This window comes from Billgrantia gudaonensis, from assembly GCF_900100195.1.
GTDB lineage: Bacteria > Pseudomonadota > Gammaproteobacteria > Pseudomonadales > Halomonadaceae > Halomonas > Halomonas gudaonensis.
Genome location: NZ_FNES01000027.1, coordinates 1 through 16630 on the forward strand (window position 1 = coordinate 1; position 16630 = coordinate 16630).

13 protein-coding genes are annotated in these 16630 nt (G+C 65.7%); 4 read left to right on the forward strand and 9 right to left on the reverse strand.

Annotation, left to right across the window (positions count from 1 at the left end; all coding sequences use genetic code 11):
• Window positions 1-415: 415 nt before the first annotated feature.
• From prpD to BLP96_RS19165, 6 genes are all read right to left on the reverse strand, one after another.
• On the reverse strand, window positions 416-1900 hold the full coding sequence (gene prpD, locus BLP96_RS19140) for a 2-methylcitrate dehydratase (protein ID WP_089689134.1): 1485 nt from the start codon (window positions 1898-1900) through the stop codon (window positions 416-418).
• Between the two features lie 94 nt (window positions 1901-1994).
• Entirely contained in the window at window positions 1995-3173 is a 1179-nt protein-coding gene (gene prpF / locus BLP96_RS19145) for a 2-methylaconitate cis-trans isomerase PrpF (protein ID WP_089689135.1), read from the reverse strand.
• Between the two features lie 81 nt (window positions 3174-3254).
• Window positions 3255-5873, reverse strand: a complete 2619-nt coding sequence (acnD, locus tag BLP96_RS19150) for a Fe/S-dependent 2-methylisocitrate dehydratase AcnD (RefSeq protein ID WP_089689136.1) — start codon at window positions 5871-5873, stop codon at window positions 3255-3257.
• An 89-nt stretch (window positions 5874-5962) separates the two neighbouring features.
• On the reverse strand, window positions 5963-7090 hold the full coding sequence (gene prpC, locus BLP96_RS19155; RefSeq protein ID WP_089689137.1) for a bifunctional 2-methylcitrate synthase/citrate synthase: 1128 nt from the start codon (window positions 7088-7090) through the stop codon (window positions 5963-5965).
• 66 nt (window positions 7091-7156) lie between these two features.
• Complete coding sequence (prpB, locus tag BLP96_RS19160; protein WP_089689138.1) at window positions 7157-8047, reverse strand: methylisocitrate lyase; 891 nt, start codon at window positions 8045-8047, stop codon at window positions 7157-7159.
• A 29-nt stretch (window positions 8048-8076) separates the two neighbouring features.
• Window positions 8077-8787 (reverse strand): GntR family transcriptional regulator, encoded by a 711-nt coding sequence (locus BLP96_RS19165; protein ID WP_089689139.1) that lies wholly within the window; start codon window positions 8785-8787, stop codon window positions 8077-8079.
• Window positions 8788-9017: 230 nt separating this feature from the next.
• Between BLP96_RS19165 and pabB the strand changes: the two genes are divergently transcribed.
• Window positions 9018-10391, forward strand: a complete 1374-nt coding sequence (pabB, locus tag BLP96_RS19170) for an aminodeoxychorismate synthase component I (RefSeq protein ID WP_089689140.1) — start codon at window positions 9018-9020, stop codon at window positions 10389-10391.
• A gap of 108 nt (window positions 10392-10499) precedes the next feature.
• Window positions 10500-11120: a phosphoadenosine phosphosulfate reductase domain-containing protein gene (locus tag BLP96_RS19175; protein ID WP_089689141.1), complete on the forward strand. Its 621-nt coding sequence runs from the start codon at window positions 10500-10502 to the stop codon at window positions 11118-11120.
• Between the two features lie 62 nt (window positions 11121-11182).
• On the opposite strand, the gene cysB is transcribed toward BLP96_RS19175, so the two are convergent.
• Window positions 11183-12154, reverse strand: a complete 972-nt coding sequence (gene cysB / locus BLP96_RS19180; protein WP_089689142.1) for an HTH-type transcriptional regulator CysB — start codon at window positions 12152-12154, stop codon at window positions 11183-11185.
• Between the two features lie 287 nt (window positions 12155-12441).
• Between cysB and trxA the strand changes: the two genes are divergently transcribed.
• Window positions 12442-12765 (forward strand): thioredoxin, encoded by a 324-nt coding sequence (trxA, locus tag BLP96_RS19185; RefSeq protein WP_089689143.1) that lies wholly within the window; start codon window positions 12442-12444, stop codon window positions 12763-12765.
• 70 nt (window positions 12766-12835) lie between these two features.
• On the opposite strand, the gene BLP96_RS19190 is transcribed toward trxA, so the two are convergent.
• On the reverse strand, window positions 12836-13942 hold the full coding sequence (locus tag BLP96_RS19190; protein WP_422666830.1) for an AI-2E family transporter: 1107 nt from the start codon (window positions 13940-13942) through the stop codon (window positions 12836-12838).
• 156 nt (window positions 13943-14098) lie between these two features.
• On the opposite strand from BLP96_RS19190, the gene BLP96_RS19195 reads away from it, so the two are divergent.
• Window positions 14099-14872 carry an SIMPL domain-containing protein gene (locus BLP96_RS19195; protein WP_089689145.1) on the forward strand — a complete coding sequence of 258 codons (774 nt, stop codon included), beginning with the start codon at window positions 14099-14101 and terminating at the stop codon, window positions 14870-14872.
• A 119-nt stretch (window positions 14873-14991) separates the two neighbouring features.
• Here the strand turns inward: BLP96_RS19195 and serS are convergent, their stop codons facing one another.
• Entirely contained in the window at window positions 14992-16272 is a 1281-nt protein-coding gene (gene serS, locus BLP96_RS19200) for a serine--tRNA ligase (protein WP_089689146.1), read from the reverse strand.
• Window positions 16273-16630: the final 358 nt, after the last annotated feature.

Below are 16630 nucleotides of genomic sequence, written 5' to 3' on the forward strand. Positions count from 1 at the left end.
CGTTTGACGAGTCGCTTGCCTTGATGATCAGTGACTGCTCACTGCCTCATCGACAAGCGCCCACATGAATTACCTGATCGATTGTTAAAGAGCGGCTCCCATCTCCCGTGAAAACGGAGTGGAGCGTCTCACCCTGCTGTCGGCAGTGCCGCCAGCGCCCGGCGAGGAAGGCGTATTCTACGTGATCGGCGCCGACTGTCAAGAGCGAACGTGTCGCTCGGCGGCCGACTCACGCCAGTGACGAAACCCGCGCAATGCCGGCAAAAAACCTCGCCGCATCAAACGCTTCCGTCACTCTCCACCGCTGGCAACGTGGCCCGTCGCCGGCAGCGGATGCGTACTTTAATCGTTGCTTGGGGACGATGCAAGCCCCCATCGGAAAAATATAGACCATCCACGCCGCCCGGCCAAGTCGTCACATCGCGAATCGATCCATGAAGCGATGCACCGGCATGGCTTCGAGGCCGGCTCGGTCCTGGCAGAGTGACAGAATCGCCTCGCAACGAGCGGCCGGGAAGCGGGTGGCCAGATTGCGGCGGAACTTGTCGATCAGTACCGGCACGCCTTCGTCACGGCGGCGCCGATGGCCAATCGGGTATTCGACCGCCACCGCGTCCGTGGCGCTGCCATCGGTAAAGAACACCTGCACGGCATTGGCGATGGAGCGTTTCTCGGGATCGAGATAATCCCTGGTGTAACGCGGCTCCTCGACCACCTCCATGCGGCTGCGCAGCTCATCGATGAGAGGATGTGCGGCATGAAAGTCATCTTCGTAGTGCTCGGCGGTCAGCTCTCCGAAGATCAGCGGCACCGCGGTCATGTACTGCAGACAGTGATCCCGATCCGCCGGGTTCGCCAGATCGCCCTCCTTGGAGATGATGCGAATCGCCGACTCGTGAGTGGTCACGACGATGCGCTCGATCTCGTCGAGGCGCTCCTTCACCTGAGGATGGAGCGTCACCGCGGCCTCGCAGGCGGTCTGGGCATGAAACTCCGCCGGGAAGGAGAGCTTGAAGAGGATGTTCTCCATCACGTAGCTGCCAAGGTCGCGCTGAAAGATGAACTTGCGCTCCCCCTCCGGTTTGGTGGCCAGATCGCGATTGGTATGGCTGAACAGCACGTCGTAGAAGCCCCACTGCGGCGCGCTGAGCGCCCCGGGAACCCCCATCTCGCCGCGCAGGGCGATGTCCACGAGCCGCACGGCCCGCGACGTGGCATCGCCCGCCGCCCAGCTCTTGCGCGAACCGGCATTGGGCGCATGCCGATAGGTACGCAGGCTCTGGCCGTCCACCCAGGCATGGGAAAGCGCCGAGAGCAGCTGTTCACGACTGGCTCCCATCAGCTTCGCCGCCACGGCGGTGGAGGCAACCTTGACCAGCACGACGTGATCGAGCCCCACCCGGTTGAAGGAGTTGTCCAGTGCCAGCACGCCCTGAATCTCGTGAGCCATGATCATGGCTTCGAGCACGTCACGCATGGTCAGCGGCGCCTCGCCCTGGGCCACTCGCCGCTGGGAAAGGTGGTCGGCAATGGCCAGGATGGCCCCTAGATTGTCGGATGGGTGCCCCCACTCGGCAGCCAGCCAGGTGTCGTTGTAATCGAGCCAGCGAACGATGCAGCCGATGTCCCAGGCCGCCTTGACCGGGTCCAGGCGATAGGGGGTACCGGGGACCCGAGAGCCGTGGGGAACCATGGTGCCCTCCACCAGCGGCCCCAGGTGTTTGGTGCACTCCGGAAAACGCAGCGCCAGCAGCCCGCAGCCCAGCGTGTCCATCAGGCAGAGCCGTGCGGTATCCCACGCCTCGTCGCTGTCGATGCGGTAGTCCAGCACATAGTCGGCGATCTTCTGCAGCTCGGCGTCATAATCCGGCCGCACGTTGGCTTCCACGGTGGCGCTCATGGCGTCCTCCTGTCGCGGGTTTCGGGTACTCCTCTCACTATAGATAAGCTGCCTCGACCCAATGGGGGTCGAGGCACATGAAGACGAGGGAGGATCAGAAGGCGTCGCCCGGAATGCGCACGAAGCCCTCCATCAGCACTCGCGCGCTGCGGCTCATCACCGCCTGGTCGATCGACCAGCGGCCGTCGACCAGGCTGGCCTCGGCACCCACCCGCAACGTCCCGGAGGGATGGCCGAAGGTAACGGCGTTGCGCTTGCCGCCGCCGGCAGCCAGGTTGACCAGAGTGCCTTCGATGGCCGCCGCGGAGGCAATGGCCACCGCCGCGGTACCCATCATGGCGTGGTGCAGCTTGCCCATGGAGAGCGCCCGCACCAGCAGGTCGACCTCGTCGGCCTTCACGTCCTTGCCGCTGGAGGCGGTGTAACCGGCAGGCGGCGCCACGAAGGCGACCTTCGGCGTGTGCTGGCGGCTGGCCGCGTCGGTGACGTTCCCGATCAGCCCCATCTTCACCGCCCCGTGGGCACGAATGGCCTCGAAGCGCTCCAGGGCCGCAGAGTCGCCGTTGATCGCCTCCTGCAATTCGGTACCGGTGTAGCCGATGTCGGCGGCATTCACGAAGATGGTCGGTATGCCGGCGTTGATCAGAGTGGCCTCGAGGGTACCCACGCCCGGCACTTCCAGCTCGTCCACCAGGTTGCCGGTAGGGAAGATGGCGCCTTTGCCGTCCGCCGGGTCCTTGAAGGCCACCGGCACCTCGGCCGCCGGGAAAGTCACCCCGTCGAGCTCGAAGTCGCCGGTTTCCTGAACCTGACCATCGCTCATCGGTACGCGCGAGACGATGGTCTTGCCGATGTTGGCCTGCCAGATGCGCACCTCGGCCACGCCGTTCTCGGGGAGACGCGACGGGTCGACCAGGCCGTTGCTGATGGCAAAGGGACCCACGGCCGCGGAAAGGTTGCCGCAGTTGCCGCTCCAGTCGACGAAAGGCTCGTCGATGGAAACTTGACCGAACAGGTAGTCCACGTCGTGATCGGGGCTGTCGCTCTTGGAGAGGATCACCGTCTTGCTGGTACTGGAGGTGGCACCTCCCATGCCGTCGATCTGCTTCTGGTAGGGATCGGGGCTACCGATCACCCGCATCAGCAGCCGGTCTCGGGCTTCCCCGGGCGTCTGGGCCGACTCGGGCAGGTCCGACAGCTTGAAGAAGACACCCTTACTGGTGCCGCCACGCATGTAGGTGGCAGGAATCTTGATTTGCGGTACGTGTGCCATGAGGCAGTCATCCTGACGTCAGTGACGAAGCGACCCGGGCCGTGATGCAGCGCCGGGTCGAAGGTTCCATGCGGGGAGCGATCACACCGCCACGTCCGCCCCGGACTCCAGGAAGTCCTGGGCGAAACGCTGCAGCACCCCACCGGCCGAATAGATCGACACCTCTTCGGCGGTATCCAGGCGGCAGATCACCGGCACCCGCTGGGTATCGCCGTTGCGGCGGTGGACCACCAGCGTCAGGAGCGCGCCCGGCGCCGGCTTGCCCTCGACGTCATAGGTCTCGGTACCGTCGAGCTCCAGGGTGTGGCGGGTGGTTCCCTGCTCGAACTGCAGCGGCATCACGCCCATGCCGATCAGGTTGGTGCGGTGGATGCGCTCGAAGCCCTCGGCGACGATCGTCTCGACCCCGGCCAGCGCCACGCCCTTGGCCGCCCAGTCCCGCGACGAGCCCTGGCCGTAATCGGCACCGGCAATGATGATCAGCGGCTGCTTGCGCCCCATGTAGGTCTCGATGGCCTCCCACATGCGCGTCACCTTGCCTTCCGGCTCGATGCGCGCCAGTGAGCCCTGCACGACCTCGCCGTCGTCGTCGCGCACCATCTCGTTGAACAGTTTGGGATTGGCCAGGGTGGCACGCTGGGCGGTCAGATGATCGCCGCGGTGAGTCGCGTAGGAGTTGAAATCCTCCTCCGGCAGGCCCATCGACGCCAGATACTCGCCGGCCGCGCTGTCCGGCAGGATGGCGTTCGACGGCGACAGGTGATCGGTGGTGATGTTGTCCGGCAGGATGGCCAGCGGCCGCATGCCCTTCAGTCCGCGCTCCCTGGCCATCTTGCCTTCCCAATACGGCGGACGACGAATGTAGGTGCTCTGCGGGCGCCACTCGTAGAGCGGATTGACTCGTGCCCGCGCACTCTTGTCCAGGTCGAACATCGGAATGTAAGTCTCCCGGAACTGCTCCGGCTTGACCGCCGTCTTGACGATGGCGTCGATCTCTTCGTCGGCCGGCCAGATGTCCTTGAGCGTGACCGGGTTGCCATCCGGATCGTGGCCCAGCACGTCCTTCTCGATATCGAAGCGAATGGTACCGGCGATGGCATAGGCCACCACCAGCGGTGGCGAGGCCAGGAATGCCTGCTTGGCATAGGGATGGATACGGCCATCGAAGTTACGGTTGCCCGACAGCACCGCCGTGGAGTAGAGGTCGCGGTCGATGATCTCCCGCTGAATCTCGGGATCCAGCGCACCGGACATGCCGTTGCAGGTGGTGCAGGCATAGGCCACCACGCCAAACCCGAGATCCTCGAGTTCGGACATCAGTTGCGCTTCCTCCAGATACATCTTGACCGTCTTGGAGCCGGGGGCCAGGGAGGACTTCACCCAGGGCTTGCGCGTCAAGCCGAGCCGGTTGGCATTGCGCGCGATCAGTCCCGCCGCCACCATGTTGCGCGGATTGGAGGTGTTGGTGCAGCTGGTAATGGCCGCGATGATCACCGCGCCATCGGGCATCAGGCCCTGCGCTTCCTCGGCGCGCGCCTCGTCGAGCCCCACGGCGATGCCGCGCTTGGCCAACTCGGCGGTGGGCAGCTTGGCATGCGGCTTGGACGGCCCCGCCAGGGTGCGCTCGACGCTGGAGAGATCGAACGTCAGCACCCGCTCGTACTGGACGGCTTCCAGATCGCTCGCCCACAGGCCGACCTGCTTGGCATAGGTTTCCACCAGCTCGACCTGATCGTCGTCGCGGCCCGTCAGCTTGAGGTAGTCGATGGTCTGATCGTCGATGTAGAACATCGCCGCCGTCGCCCCGTACTCGGGGGTCATGTTGGAAATGGTGGCGCGGTCGCCCACGGTCAGGCTCTGCGCCCCTTCACCGAAGAACTCCAGATAGGCACCCACGACCTTCTCGTTGCGCAGGAACTCGGTGATCGCCAGCACCATGTCGGTGCCGGTCACGCCCGGCTGCAGCTTGCCGGTGAGTTCGACGCCGACGATATCGGGGAGACGCATCATGGAGGCGCGCCCGAGCATCACGCTCTCCGCCTCGAGGCCGCCCACGCCCACCGAAATCACGCCCAGGGCATCGACCATCGGCGTGTGGCTGTCGGTGCCCACGCAGGTATCGGGAAACGCCACCCCTCCTTGCTTCTGCACCACGGGCGACATCTTCTCCAGGTTGATCTGGTGCATGATGCCATTGCCCGGCGGAATCACGTCGACGTTCTCGAACGCCGTCTTGGTCCAGTCGATGAAATGGAAGCGGTCATCGTTGCGACGATCCTCCACCTGGCGATTCTTCTCGAAGGCATCCTTCTCGAAGCCGGCATGCTCGACGGCCAGGGAGTGATCGACGATCAACTGGGTCGGCACCACCGGATTGACCTTGGCCGGGTCTCCGCCCTTCTCGGCGATGGCGTCGCGCAAACCGGCCAGGTCGACGAGGGCCGTCTGGCCGAGGATGTCGTGGCACACCACCCGCGCCGGATACCAGGGGAAGTCGAGATCGCGGCGGCGCTCGATGAGCTGCCTCAGCGCATCGGTGAGCAGCGCCGGCTCGCAGCGGCGTACCAGCTGCTCGGCCAGCACCCGCGAGGTGTAGGGAAGGGTATCGTAAGCACCGGGCTGGATCGCCTCGACGGCGGCACGCACGTCGAAGTAATCCAGCTCGGTGCCGGGAAGCGGTTTTCGGTATTGGGTATTCATGAGTCGACGGTCTTCGCGTGGTGTTCGAGTCAGGCGGCGGAAAAGGCGGCCCTGAGGCCGCCTGAGAACGCCTTCGTTGGGAGGAAAGCTCAGTCACGCTCCTCGATGGGCACCCACTCGCTCTTTTCCGGGCCGATGTAGTCGGCGCTGGGGCGGATGATGCGATTGTTGGCGCGCTGCTCGAAGACATGGGCGCACCAGCCGGTGACGCGCGAGCAGACGAAGATCGGCGTGAACAGCTTGGTGGGGATGTCCATGAAGTGGTAGGCACTGGCGTGGAAGAAGTCGGCGTTGCAGAACAGCTTCTTCTCGCGCCACATCACCGCCTCGACGCGCTCGGAAACCGGATAGAGAACGCTGTCGCCCACGTCGTCGGCGAGCTTCTTCGACCACTGCTTGATGATGGCGTTACGCGGGTCGGACTCGCGATAGATCGCGTGGCCGAAGCCCATGATCTTCTCCTTGCGCTCGAGCATGCCCATGATCTCGCGCTCGGCCTCGTCCGGGGACTGCCAGTTCTCGATCATCGCCATGGCCGCCTCGTTGGCGCCGCCGTGCAGCGGGCCGCGCAGCGAGCCGATGGCCCCGGTCACGCAGGAGTGCATGTCGGAAAGCGTGGAGGCGCACACTCGCGCGGTGAAGGTCGAGGCGTTGAACTCGTGCTCGGCATAGAGGATCAGCGAGACGTTCATCACCCGCGCGTGAAGTTCGGAAGCCGGCGCGTCACGCAGCATGTGCAGGAAATGGCCGCCGATGGACTCGTCGTCGGTCTCGGTATCGATGCGCACGCCATCGTGGCTGTAGCGGTACCAGTAGCAGATGATCGAGGGCAGCACGGCGAGCAGGCGGTCGGAGACGTCCTGCTGCTCGTCGAAGCTCTCCTCGGTTTCCAGGTTGCCGAGCATGGAGGCGCCGGTGCGCATCACGTCCATGGGGTGGGCATCCTTGGGAATCTGCTCGAGCACGGTCTTCAGCGCCTGAGGCAGACCGCGCAGGCCCTTGAGTTTGGTGACGTAGGCATCGAGCTCGGCCTGATTGGGAAGCTTGCCCTTGAGCAACAGGTAGGCGACTTCCTCGAACTTGGCCTTCTCCGCCAGCTCCTTGATGTCGAAGCCGCGATAGGTGAGGCCGGAGCCGCTCTTGCCGACGGTACACAGCGCGGTGGTACCGGCACTCTGGCCGCGCAGGCCGGCGCCACTGTTCGTCTTCTCTGCCATGTCGTGTCTCCTTTTACTGTCTCGTATTCTTGTCGTGGCTGGTTATCGTCGCTGGACACGCCCCGCTCAGGCGTCGTCGCCCTTTTCGGCAAACAGGGCGTCGAGCTTCCGCTCGAAGGCGTGATAGTTGAGGAAGTCGTAGAGCTCGTCGCGGGTCTGCATCATGTCGACCACGCCCTTCTGGTGGCCGTTGTCATGGATGCTCTGGTAGACCTTCAGCGCCGCGGCGTTCATGGCGCGGAAGGCCGACAGCGGATAGAGCACCATGCGGCAGCCCACTTCCTGGAGCTCGTCTTGCGTGAACAGCGGCGTGGCGCCGAACTCGGTGATATTGGCGAGTATCGGCGCATCGACGCGCTCGCAGAATGCCCGGTAGTCGTCCAGAGTGTGCACCGCCTCGGCGAAGATGGCGTCGGCACCGGCCTCGATGCACGCATTGGCGCGCTCGATGGCAGCGTCCAGCCCATCCTTCTGGAAGGCATCGGTACGGGCGATCAGATAGAAGTCGGGATCGATTCGCGCGTCGGCGGCGGCCTTGACCCGGTCGACCATCTCCTGCTGGGAAACGATCGCCTTGTTGGGACGGTGACCGCAGCGCTTCTGGGCGACCTGATCCTCCAGATGCACGGCGGCCACGCCGGCCCGCTGCATCTCCTTGACGGTGCGCGCGATGTTGAAGGCGCCGCCCCAGCCGGTGTCGATGTCCACCAGCAGCGGCAGCTCGGTGGCGCCGCAGATCCGGTGAGCATCTTCCACCACGTCGTTCATGGTCGTCATGCCCAGGTCGGGCAGACCGAAGGATGCATTGGCCACGCCACCGCCGGAGAGATAGATGGCCTTGTGGCCCACGCGCTCGGCCATCATGGCGGTGTAGGCGTTGATGGTGCCGACGATGGGCAGCGGCCGGTTGGCCTCGAGGGCGGCACGGAATCGGGCGCCTGGGGTGGCTTGCGTCATGACGATGCTCCTTGGTTGATCGGCAGAGGTCAGGTAGAGGCCTCGGCCTGCTGTTCGAGAATGGCGGCGTAGCGGTCGGCGACATTGGCGCGCGACGCACTGACGTGACGGCGCATCAGCAGCTCGGCCAACTCCGCATCCCCCGCTTCGATGGCGTCGACGATGCGGTGGTGCTCGACGAAGGCGCGCTGTGGGCGCGTGCCGCTGGCGCTGAACTGGGTGCGATAGAGCCGCACCAGGTAATAGAGGTCGTCGCAGAGCAGGGTCACCAGCATGCGGTTGTGGCTTCCCTGGACGATCCGGTAGTGAAAGTCCAGGTCGCCTTCGCGCTGGTAATACGCCTCGCCGCTCTGCAGATCGCTCTGGCGTTCGTGAACGGCGAGCACCTCGCGCAGCCCGGCGATCTCGTCGGGCGTCATGTGCTCGGCGGCCAGCCGCGCGGCCATGCTCTCCAGCGCCTCGCGCACGTCGAACAGTTCGAGCAGCTCCTCCATCGAGAGCTTGACGACGCGCGCACCCACATGCGGCACGCGCTCGATCAGGCGGTGCGCTTCGAGCCGGCGCATCGCCTCGCGCAGCGGCCCGCGGGAAATGCCGTAGCTCTTGGACAAGCCCGGCTCGGTGATCTTGCTCCCCGGCATCAGCTCGCCGCGAACGATGGCGTCCTGCAGCTGGTGGAAGACCCGCTCGGCCAGGGTACGAACCTCGGGGGTTGCATGTTCGGGTGCGGCAGAATTCATGGCAATTGTCGACAATCGAATGATGGAAGCACTTTAGACATTGCCCAATGGTCGGTCAACCGCGCAACGGGCCCCAGGCATTACGCCTTTGGTTGTAGGCGACGGCTGACACCCTGCCGTGGATGTCGACAATCCCCCGTTTACTCACCGGAAGAGCCGGCCACTTCCAACGCATGGGACAAACCTGCACCACACCCCTAAAATGGGCGCCTGCTCCAAAAGGCCCGACGATGACGACACGACTCGAAATCACGCCCCTCCCCTACCGGCCGGACCCGCTCGACCATTTCGCCGCGCTGCGCCAACGCCGTGGAGCCGTGCTGCTGGACAGTGGACGGCCGGTCGCACCGGGCGGCCGCTACGACATCATGAGTGCCGAGCCCCTGGCCCTGCTCGAGATCGATGCCAGCGGCCAGGCGTGCCTCGACGGCGAGCCGATGCACGACCACGCCCCCTTCGCCGCCCAGCAAGCGCTGCTGGACAGCCTCGAGCTGACCGCCCCGACCAGCGAACTGCCCTTTCTGGGTGGCTTGATCGGCTACTGGGGTTACGACCTGGGCCGCAACCTGGAGCCGGTTGCCGGCCTCGCAGCTCCGGCGGCTCGACTCCCCGCCAGCCGGGTCGGCCTCTACGATTGGGCGCTGATCCAGGACCATCGGCGCCGGGAAAGCTGGCTGGTGGCGAGCGCCCCACGCCGCGACGAAGTGCAAGGCTGGCTGGCGGCGGCGCCCGCGACGGGCGAGCCCTTCGAACTCCTGGCGCCGTTCACCGGCGAGCTGGACCGCGCCGGCTATGCCCGCCGCTTCGCCGCCGTGCAGACCTACATCCACGCCGGCGACTGCTACCAGATCAACCTCGCCCAGCGCTTCAGCGCCCCCTACAGCGGCGACCTGTGGGACGCCTACCGGCGCCTGCGCCACGCGACACCCACGCCATTCGCCGGCTACCTGGCCTGGCCCGCCGAGCAGGGCGAACAGGCCATTCTTTCGCTGTCACCGGAGCGCTTCCTGCACTGCCGTCCCGATGGCCGCGTCGAGACGCGTCCCATCAAGGGCACCCGCCCCCGCGGCACCACCCCCGAGGCCGACCGGGCGCTGGCCGAGGAGCTGGCTGCCAGCCTCAAGGATCGCGCCGAGAACGTGATGATCGTCGACCTGCTGCGCAACGATCTGGGCCGAGTGTGCCGCCCCGGCAGCATGCGGGTTCCGCAGCTCTGCGGCCTGGAGAGCTACGCCAACGTGCATCACCTGGTCAGCGTGGTCACCGGCGAACTGGGCAGCGGACGCACGCCGCTCGACCTGCTGGCCGCCGCCTTTCCCGGCGGTTCGATCACCGGCGCCCCCAAGGTGCGTGCCATGCAGATCATCGACGAACTCGAGCCCAGCCAGCGCAGCGTCTATTGCGGCAGCCTCGGTTATGTCGACGTGCGCGGGCACATGGACACCTCCATCGCCATTCGCACCGCCGTGGCCGATGCCGGCCAACTCCACCTGTGGGGCGGCGGCGGCCTGGTGGCCGATTCGCGCCTGGACGAGGAATACACCGAGACCCTCGACAAGATTCGCCACCTGATGGCAGCACTCGACGCCAAAGCACTGGAATAAGAACCAGGCTTCTTATGCGATATTAGCTATAGATACCCAAGAAAACGGTATTGGGCGGGCTCCCTGCCGCTCCGCTAGGGTAGGGGCAGACGATTCAGGAGATACCCCATGAGCGAGTCACTCGACATCATCAATCGCGACCTGGGCAACGACCCCGAAGCCCTGATCCGCTGGGCCCTCGAACAGGGCAGCCGGCCGATCTGCACCACCAACTTCCGTCCCTTCGAGGCGGTCATCCTGCACATGGTGAGCCGCCAACGCCCGGACGTTCCCGTGGTGTGGATGGACCACGGCTACAATACCGAAGCCACCTACCGCTTCGCCGACGCCCTGGTCGAACGCCTCGGCCTCAACCTGATCACCTACCTGCCGAAACGCACGCGGGCGCATCGTGAAGCCGTGGAAGGCCCCATGCCCGGCATCGACGACCCACGCCACGCCGCCTTCACCCAGGAAGTGAAAATCGAGCCCTTCGAGCGAGCGCTGCGCGAAATGGCCCCGGACGTCTGGTTCACCGCCCTCCGCGCCGAAGACACCGCCGAGCGCGCACAGATGTCGCCGGTCAGCCGCAACGCCGACGGCCTGCTCAAGGTCGCCCCGCTGCTGCACTGGACGGCCCGCGACCTCTACCGTTACTTGCAGGAACACGACCTGCCCAACGAGTTCGACTACTTCGACCCCACCAAGGTGGAAGCCAAGCGAGAGTGCGGGCTGCATCTGCAGCACTAAGGTCCCGGGGAGCGGCGCGTAACGCAGCGATTCGCCCGTGCAGCCATTCGTGCAGCGTTTACCTAGCGCACTGGCAGCTCGATGTCTTCGAACAACCCCTGCTCGTGGCGCGGCCCCGCTTCCAGAGCCGCGTCCACCAGATCGCGTTCGAGATGCCCGGCGAATCCCTTGACGAAGTCGTACATGTAACCGCGCATGAAGGTGCCGCGACGGATGCCGATCTTGGTGGTGGAGCTCTCGAAGAGGTGGTCGGCCTCCAGCGCCACGAGGTCGGTGTCGAGTGCCTCGTCGAACGCCATGTGGGCGACGATGCCCACGCCCAATCCCAGGCGCACGTAGGTCTTGATCACGTCGGCATCGGCGGCGGTGAGCACCACGTTGGGCGAAAGCCCCTTGGCGCGGAAGGCATCGTCGAGCTGCGAACGGCCGGTGAAGCCGAACACGTAGGTCACGATGGGATGAGCGGCCAGCGCCTCGAGGGTCAAGGTCCCCATCTCGGCCAGCGGATGGTCGCGCGGCACCAGCACGCAACGGTTCCAACGGTAACAGGGCAGCAGCACCAGGTCGTTGAACAGTTCCAGCGACTCGGTGCAGATGGCGAAGTCGGCCTGACCGTCGCTGACCATCTGGGCGATCTGCTTGGGCGTGCCTTGCTGCATGTGCAGTGCCACGTCGGGGTACTTGCGGGTGAACTCGCGGATCACCGGCGGCAGGGCATAGCGGGCCTGGGTATGGGTGGTGGCAATGGAGAGGCTGCCGCGCCGCTCGTCGCTATGTTCCTGCGCCACCTCCTTGATGTTCTCGGTCAGGCGCAGCACCTGGCCGGCCAGCTCGACGATGGCCTGACCGGCCGGCGTTACCCGGGTGAGGTGCTTGCCGCTGCGGGCGAATATCTCGACCCCCAGCTCGTCTTCCAGCAGACGGATCTGCTTGGAAATGCCCGGCTGCGAGGTGAACAGGCTCTGAGCCGTGGCCGAAACGTTGAGGTTGTGGCGCGTCACTTCCCAGACATAGCGAAGCTGCTGTAATTTCATGGATGCACTGCCTCCGTTGCCACACTCGTGCAATGCCCGCCATGCCGCCGGCTGGCCTCGCACACCCTACTCATCGGAAATATTCAGCATAAATATGATTACTTTATAGCATATACAACGGCCCATGGTCAGGGCGGTCGGTGCGCACTCGCCATCGATGCAGGGCATCGCCATCATCGATGGAGTGCATTTGCCAGCGACCCGGCCGCCCGCTACCATCTGCCGACCGGGCGTGATTGCACGCCGAACCCTTCGCTCGATGCAGCGCAACGCAACTGGAGAATCACATGGCCAACAACGTCGATGTCACCAATGCCAACTTCGAGCAGGAAGTACTCAAGGCGGACAAGCCCGTGCTGCTCAAGTTCTGGGCACCCTGGTGCGGCCCCTGCAAGGTCATGGCCCCCGTGGTGGACGAAGTCGCCGAAGAGCGCACCGGTAACCTCAAGGTCGTCAGCATCAACGTCGACGACGCGCCGGAGATCGCCGCCGAGCAGGGCGTTCGCGGCGTGCCCACCGTGATGCTGTTCAAGTCCGGCACCAAGATCGCCTCCCTGGTCGGGGCCCAGTCGAAGTCCCAACTGGCCCAGTTCATCGACCAGAACGCCTGATCGCGCCCCTTCTTCCCTACCCAGACACGAGCCCCGGCAATTGCCGGGGCTCGTGTCTTTCAGCATCGTCTCACTCGGCATCGCGCCGCTTCAGCGGCGGCCGGTCCGCCACTTCCAGACTTTCGTCGTCCTCCACCAGCAGGCGCTGACCGGGTCCCAGCAGGTGGGCGATCCAGCGCGTCTGCGGGTGGCTGTCCAGGGCGATCTTCAGCGTCATGGTGAGCACCACCGAGAGCAGCATCCCCACCGCGCCGAAGATCCAGCCCCACACCACCAGCGACAGGAAGGCCACGAAGGTGGAAAGCCCCAGGGCGCGCCCCATCACCTTGGGCTCCACCAGGTTACCCAGCACGAAGTTGATCACCAGATAGGCCGCCGCCAGGAACAGCGCCGGCAATAGGCCCCCATCGGGCGAGACCAGCAGCAGCAATACCGGGGGAACGGCAGCGATGGCCGAGCCAATGTTGGGAATGTAATTCAGAGCAAAGGCGAGCACCGCCCACAGCAGCGGAAAATCGACCCCCACCAGCAGGCAGGCCAGCCACACCAGCAGGCCCGTGGCCAGACTGATCAGCGTCTTCACCGCCAGGTAGCGCTTCAAGGTCAGACTGAATTCGCGGAAGCGACGCAGGCTGGGCGCCGGGTTGGCCAGCGCATGCGACAGCTTCTCGCGAAAGTTGAGCGTCTCGAACAGCAGGAACACCACCAACAGCGCCACGATGACGCTCTGCATCAACAGGTTGCCCAGCTCGCCGATCAGCGCCGGGATCTGGCTGCCGAACTGCTCGGCATCGATCAGCTCGGCCAAGCGATTGGTGTCGATGGCCAGGCCCATGCTGGCCAGGCCGTCCAACAGGCCCAGATAGTAGTCGTACAGTTTCTTCTCGATGCCGGGCAATGCATCGACGAAGGTGCCGAAGCTGTTGACCAGCAGCAGGCCGAGCAGCGACAGCAAGCCGCCGATCACCACCAGGGTCAGCCACACCGCCAGACGTACGCTGACGCCCAGACGCTGCAGCCAATGCACCGGCGCCGTACACACCACGGTAATGAACATGGCCAGCATCAGCGGCACCAGCAGGCTGGAACCGGCGCGCATGCCAGCCACGATGATCACCAGCGCGGCCAACGCCAGGGTCAGGTTCAAGGGAATGCTGCGGCTGGTTTCGTCATCCATGTGCATTCGGCACGCTCTTCTCGCCAACTGACCGTTCATCATGGCGCGTCGTCTCGCCGGGCACAAACCCCAGACGGCCGGCGGGGAACCTTAGCCAACGACGCGCCTCGAAAGCGACGAGCGGATTGCCATTCGTCACCCAACAAGGAGAGTGCCATGCCCCCTTTCGTCACGCTACGCCGCAGTGCCCCCATCGCCCTTCTCGCTCTAGCCCTGGCGGCACCGGTCGGCGCCCTGGCCGACGACGACACCAAGACGCGCCGGCTCGACGTCCAGGCGCAGGCGCAGCTCGATGTCGCGCCCGACCGCGCCTCGCTCAGCGCCCGCCTGTGGGAGCACACGCCGGCCGTAGCCCAGGATGCACGCGACAGCGACCCCGAAGCCCTCGGCGAGGCCCGCGAGCGCCTCGAGCGCCGTGCCGGCGAGCTGATTCGTACCCTGGAAGCCGCCGGCCTGGAGCGCGACGCGATTCGCGCCGGCTCGCTGCAGGTTCGCCCCGAGCACGTCACCAGCCCGAGCCGCAACGGCGAAGGTGAAGCGCCCAAGGTACGCACCCGGCTCGAGCGCCCCATCGACATCGAGGTGAACGACATCGAGCGCGTACCGATGCTGCTCGACGCACTGACCGAAGCCGGCGTGGACGCCCTGGACGGCGTGCGCTACGACCTCGCCGACCGCGACGCCGCCACCGACGAAGCGCTGGTCAAAGCACTGGAGAAGGCCCGCCACAAGGCGGAGCTGATGGCCGACACGCTGGGCGTTAGCCTCGGCGATGTCATCACCGTCAGCGAAACGAACTCGCCGGTGTTCCAGCCGCGCATGATGGCGATGAGCGCCGACGGCCGCGAAAGCGCCCCGCAGGCGGAATACCGCCCCGGCACCATCAGCATCGACGCCGGGGTCAGCGTGAGTTGGGAAATCGAGCGGTAAGCGGCGGGCGGCGGGCTGCGAGCTGCCAGCGAAATGGTGGCTCGGAACGAAAGTGCCCGTCGCCCGTCGCCCGTCGCCCGTCGCCCGTCGCCCGTAGCCCGTAGCCCGTAGCCCGTCGCTCAGCTTACATTGATCGTCTCGACCCCACCCATGTAGGGCTGCAGCGCCTCGGGCACGGTGATGGAACCGTCGCCGTTCTGGTGGTTCTCCATCACCGCGATCAGGCAGCGGCCCACCGCCAGGCCGGAGCCGTTGAGGGTGTGCAGCAGCTGCGGCTTCTTCTGATCCGGGCGGCGGAAGCGCGCCTGCATGCGCCGCGCCTGGAAGTCCTCGCAGTTGGAAACCGAAGAGATCTCACGGTAGGTCTCCTGGCTCGGCAGCCACACTTCCAGGTCGTAGGTCTTGGCGGCCCCGAAGCCCATGTCGCCGGTGCACAGGGTCACTACGCGATACGGCAGCTCCAGCGCCTGCAGGATCGCCTCGGCGTGGCCGCGCATCTCCTCCAGGGCGTCGTAGCTCGTCTCCGGCTCCACCAGCTGCACCATCTCCACCTTGTCGAACTGGTGCTGGCGGATCATGCCGCGGGTATCGCGGCCGTGCGAGCCCGCCTCGCTGCGAAAGCAGGGCGTATGGGCGGTGAGGCGCATCGGCAACTCGCGGTGCTCCAAGATCTCGTCGCGCACGAAGTTGGTCAGCGGCACCTCGGCGGTGGGAATCAGGTGGTAGCCGCGCTCGTCGTCCAGCCGGAACAGGTCCTCGCCGAACTTGGGCAGCTGGCCCGTGCCATGCAGCGAGGCCTCGTTGACCATGTAGGGGACGTAGCACTCCTCGTAGCCGTGCTCGAGGGTCTGCTTGTCGAGCATGAACTGGGTCAGCGCCCGATGCAGCCTCGCGATGGGGCCGCGCATCACCGCGAAGCGCGCGCCGGTCAGCTTGGTGGCCAGCTCGAAGTCCAGATCGCCCTTCAGCGCGCCGAGGTCGACGTGATCGCGCACCGTGAAGTCGAACGCCCGCGGCGTACCCCAGCGGTGCAGCTCGACGTTCTCCGCCTCGCTTTCCCCTTCCGGCACGCTCTCGTGGGGCAGGTTGGGCAGGCCGCTGGCCAGCTCGTCCCACTCCGCCTGCACCTCCGCCAGGCGCGCCTTGGCAGCGTCCAGGCGGTCGCCCAGGTCGCTCACCTCGTCGAGCAGCGGCTGGATGTCCTCGCCCGCCGCCTTGGCCTTGCCGATCGCCTTGGAGCGAGTGTTGCGCTCGTTCTGCAGCGACTCGGTCTCGGCCTGCAGCTCGCGACGCCGGGACTCCAGCGCCGAGAGCCGCTCGGTGTCGAGAACGAAGCCTCGTTTGGCGAGTCGTTGGGCGACCGTCTCTAGGTCGCTGCGCAGCAGTTTGGGATCGAGCATGGAATCCAGTCCGTTGCAGTCGGTGAAGTCGCAGGGTAATGCGGCCTAACCCCGGCGCCTCCACGATGGCTGACCGTGACGGCGTTGGGGAAGCCAAAAATCAGATCGCCCATTGTAGGCAAAAGGGTGAAGCGGCGCCACGCAGTGCCATCGTTGACATGGCAAGAGGGCCGGCTTGTCGACGGACCCGCTCCGAGCGAGGTGCGTACCACCGCCCCGGCGCGGTAAAGTAGGTTCACTTATCCTTTTCCCGTACAGACTTTCATGATCGCCAGACTGGACACGGCCCACACCGACCCGGCCACGCGCCTCGCCGCTCCCTACCTGCGCTTCCTCGAGGCGCTGACCGACGCCGGCT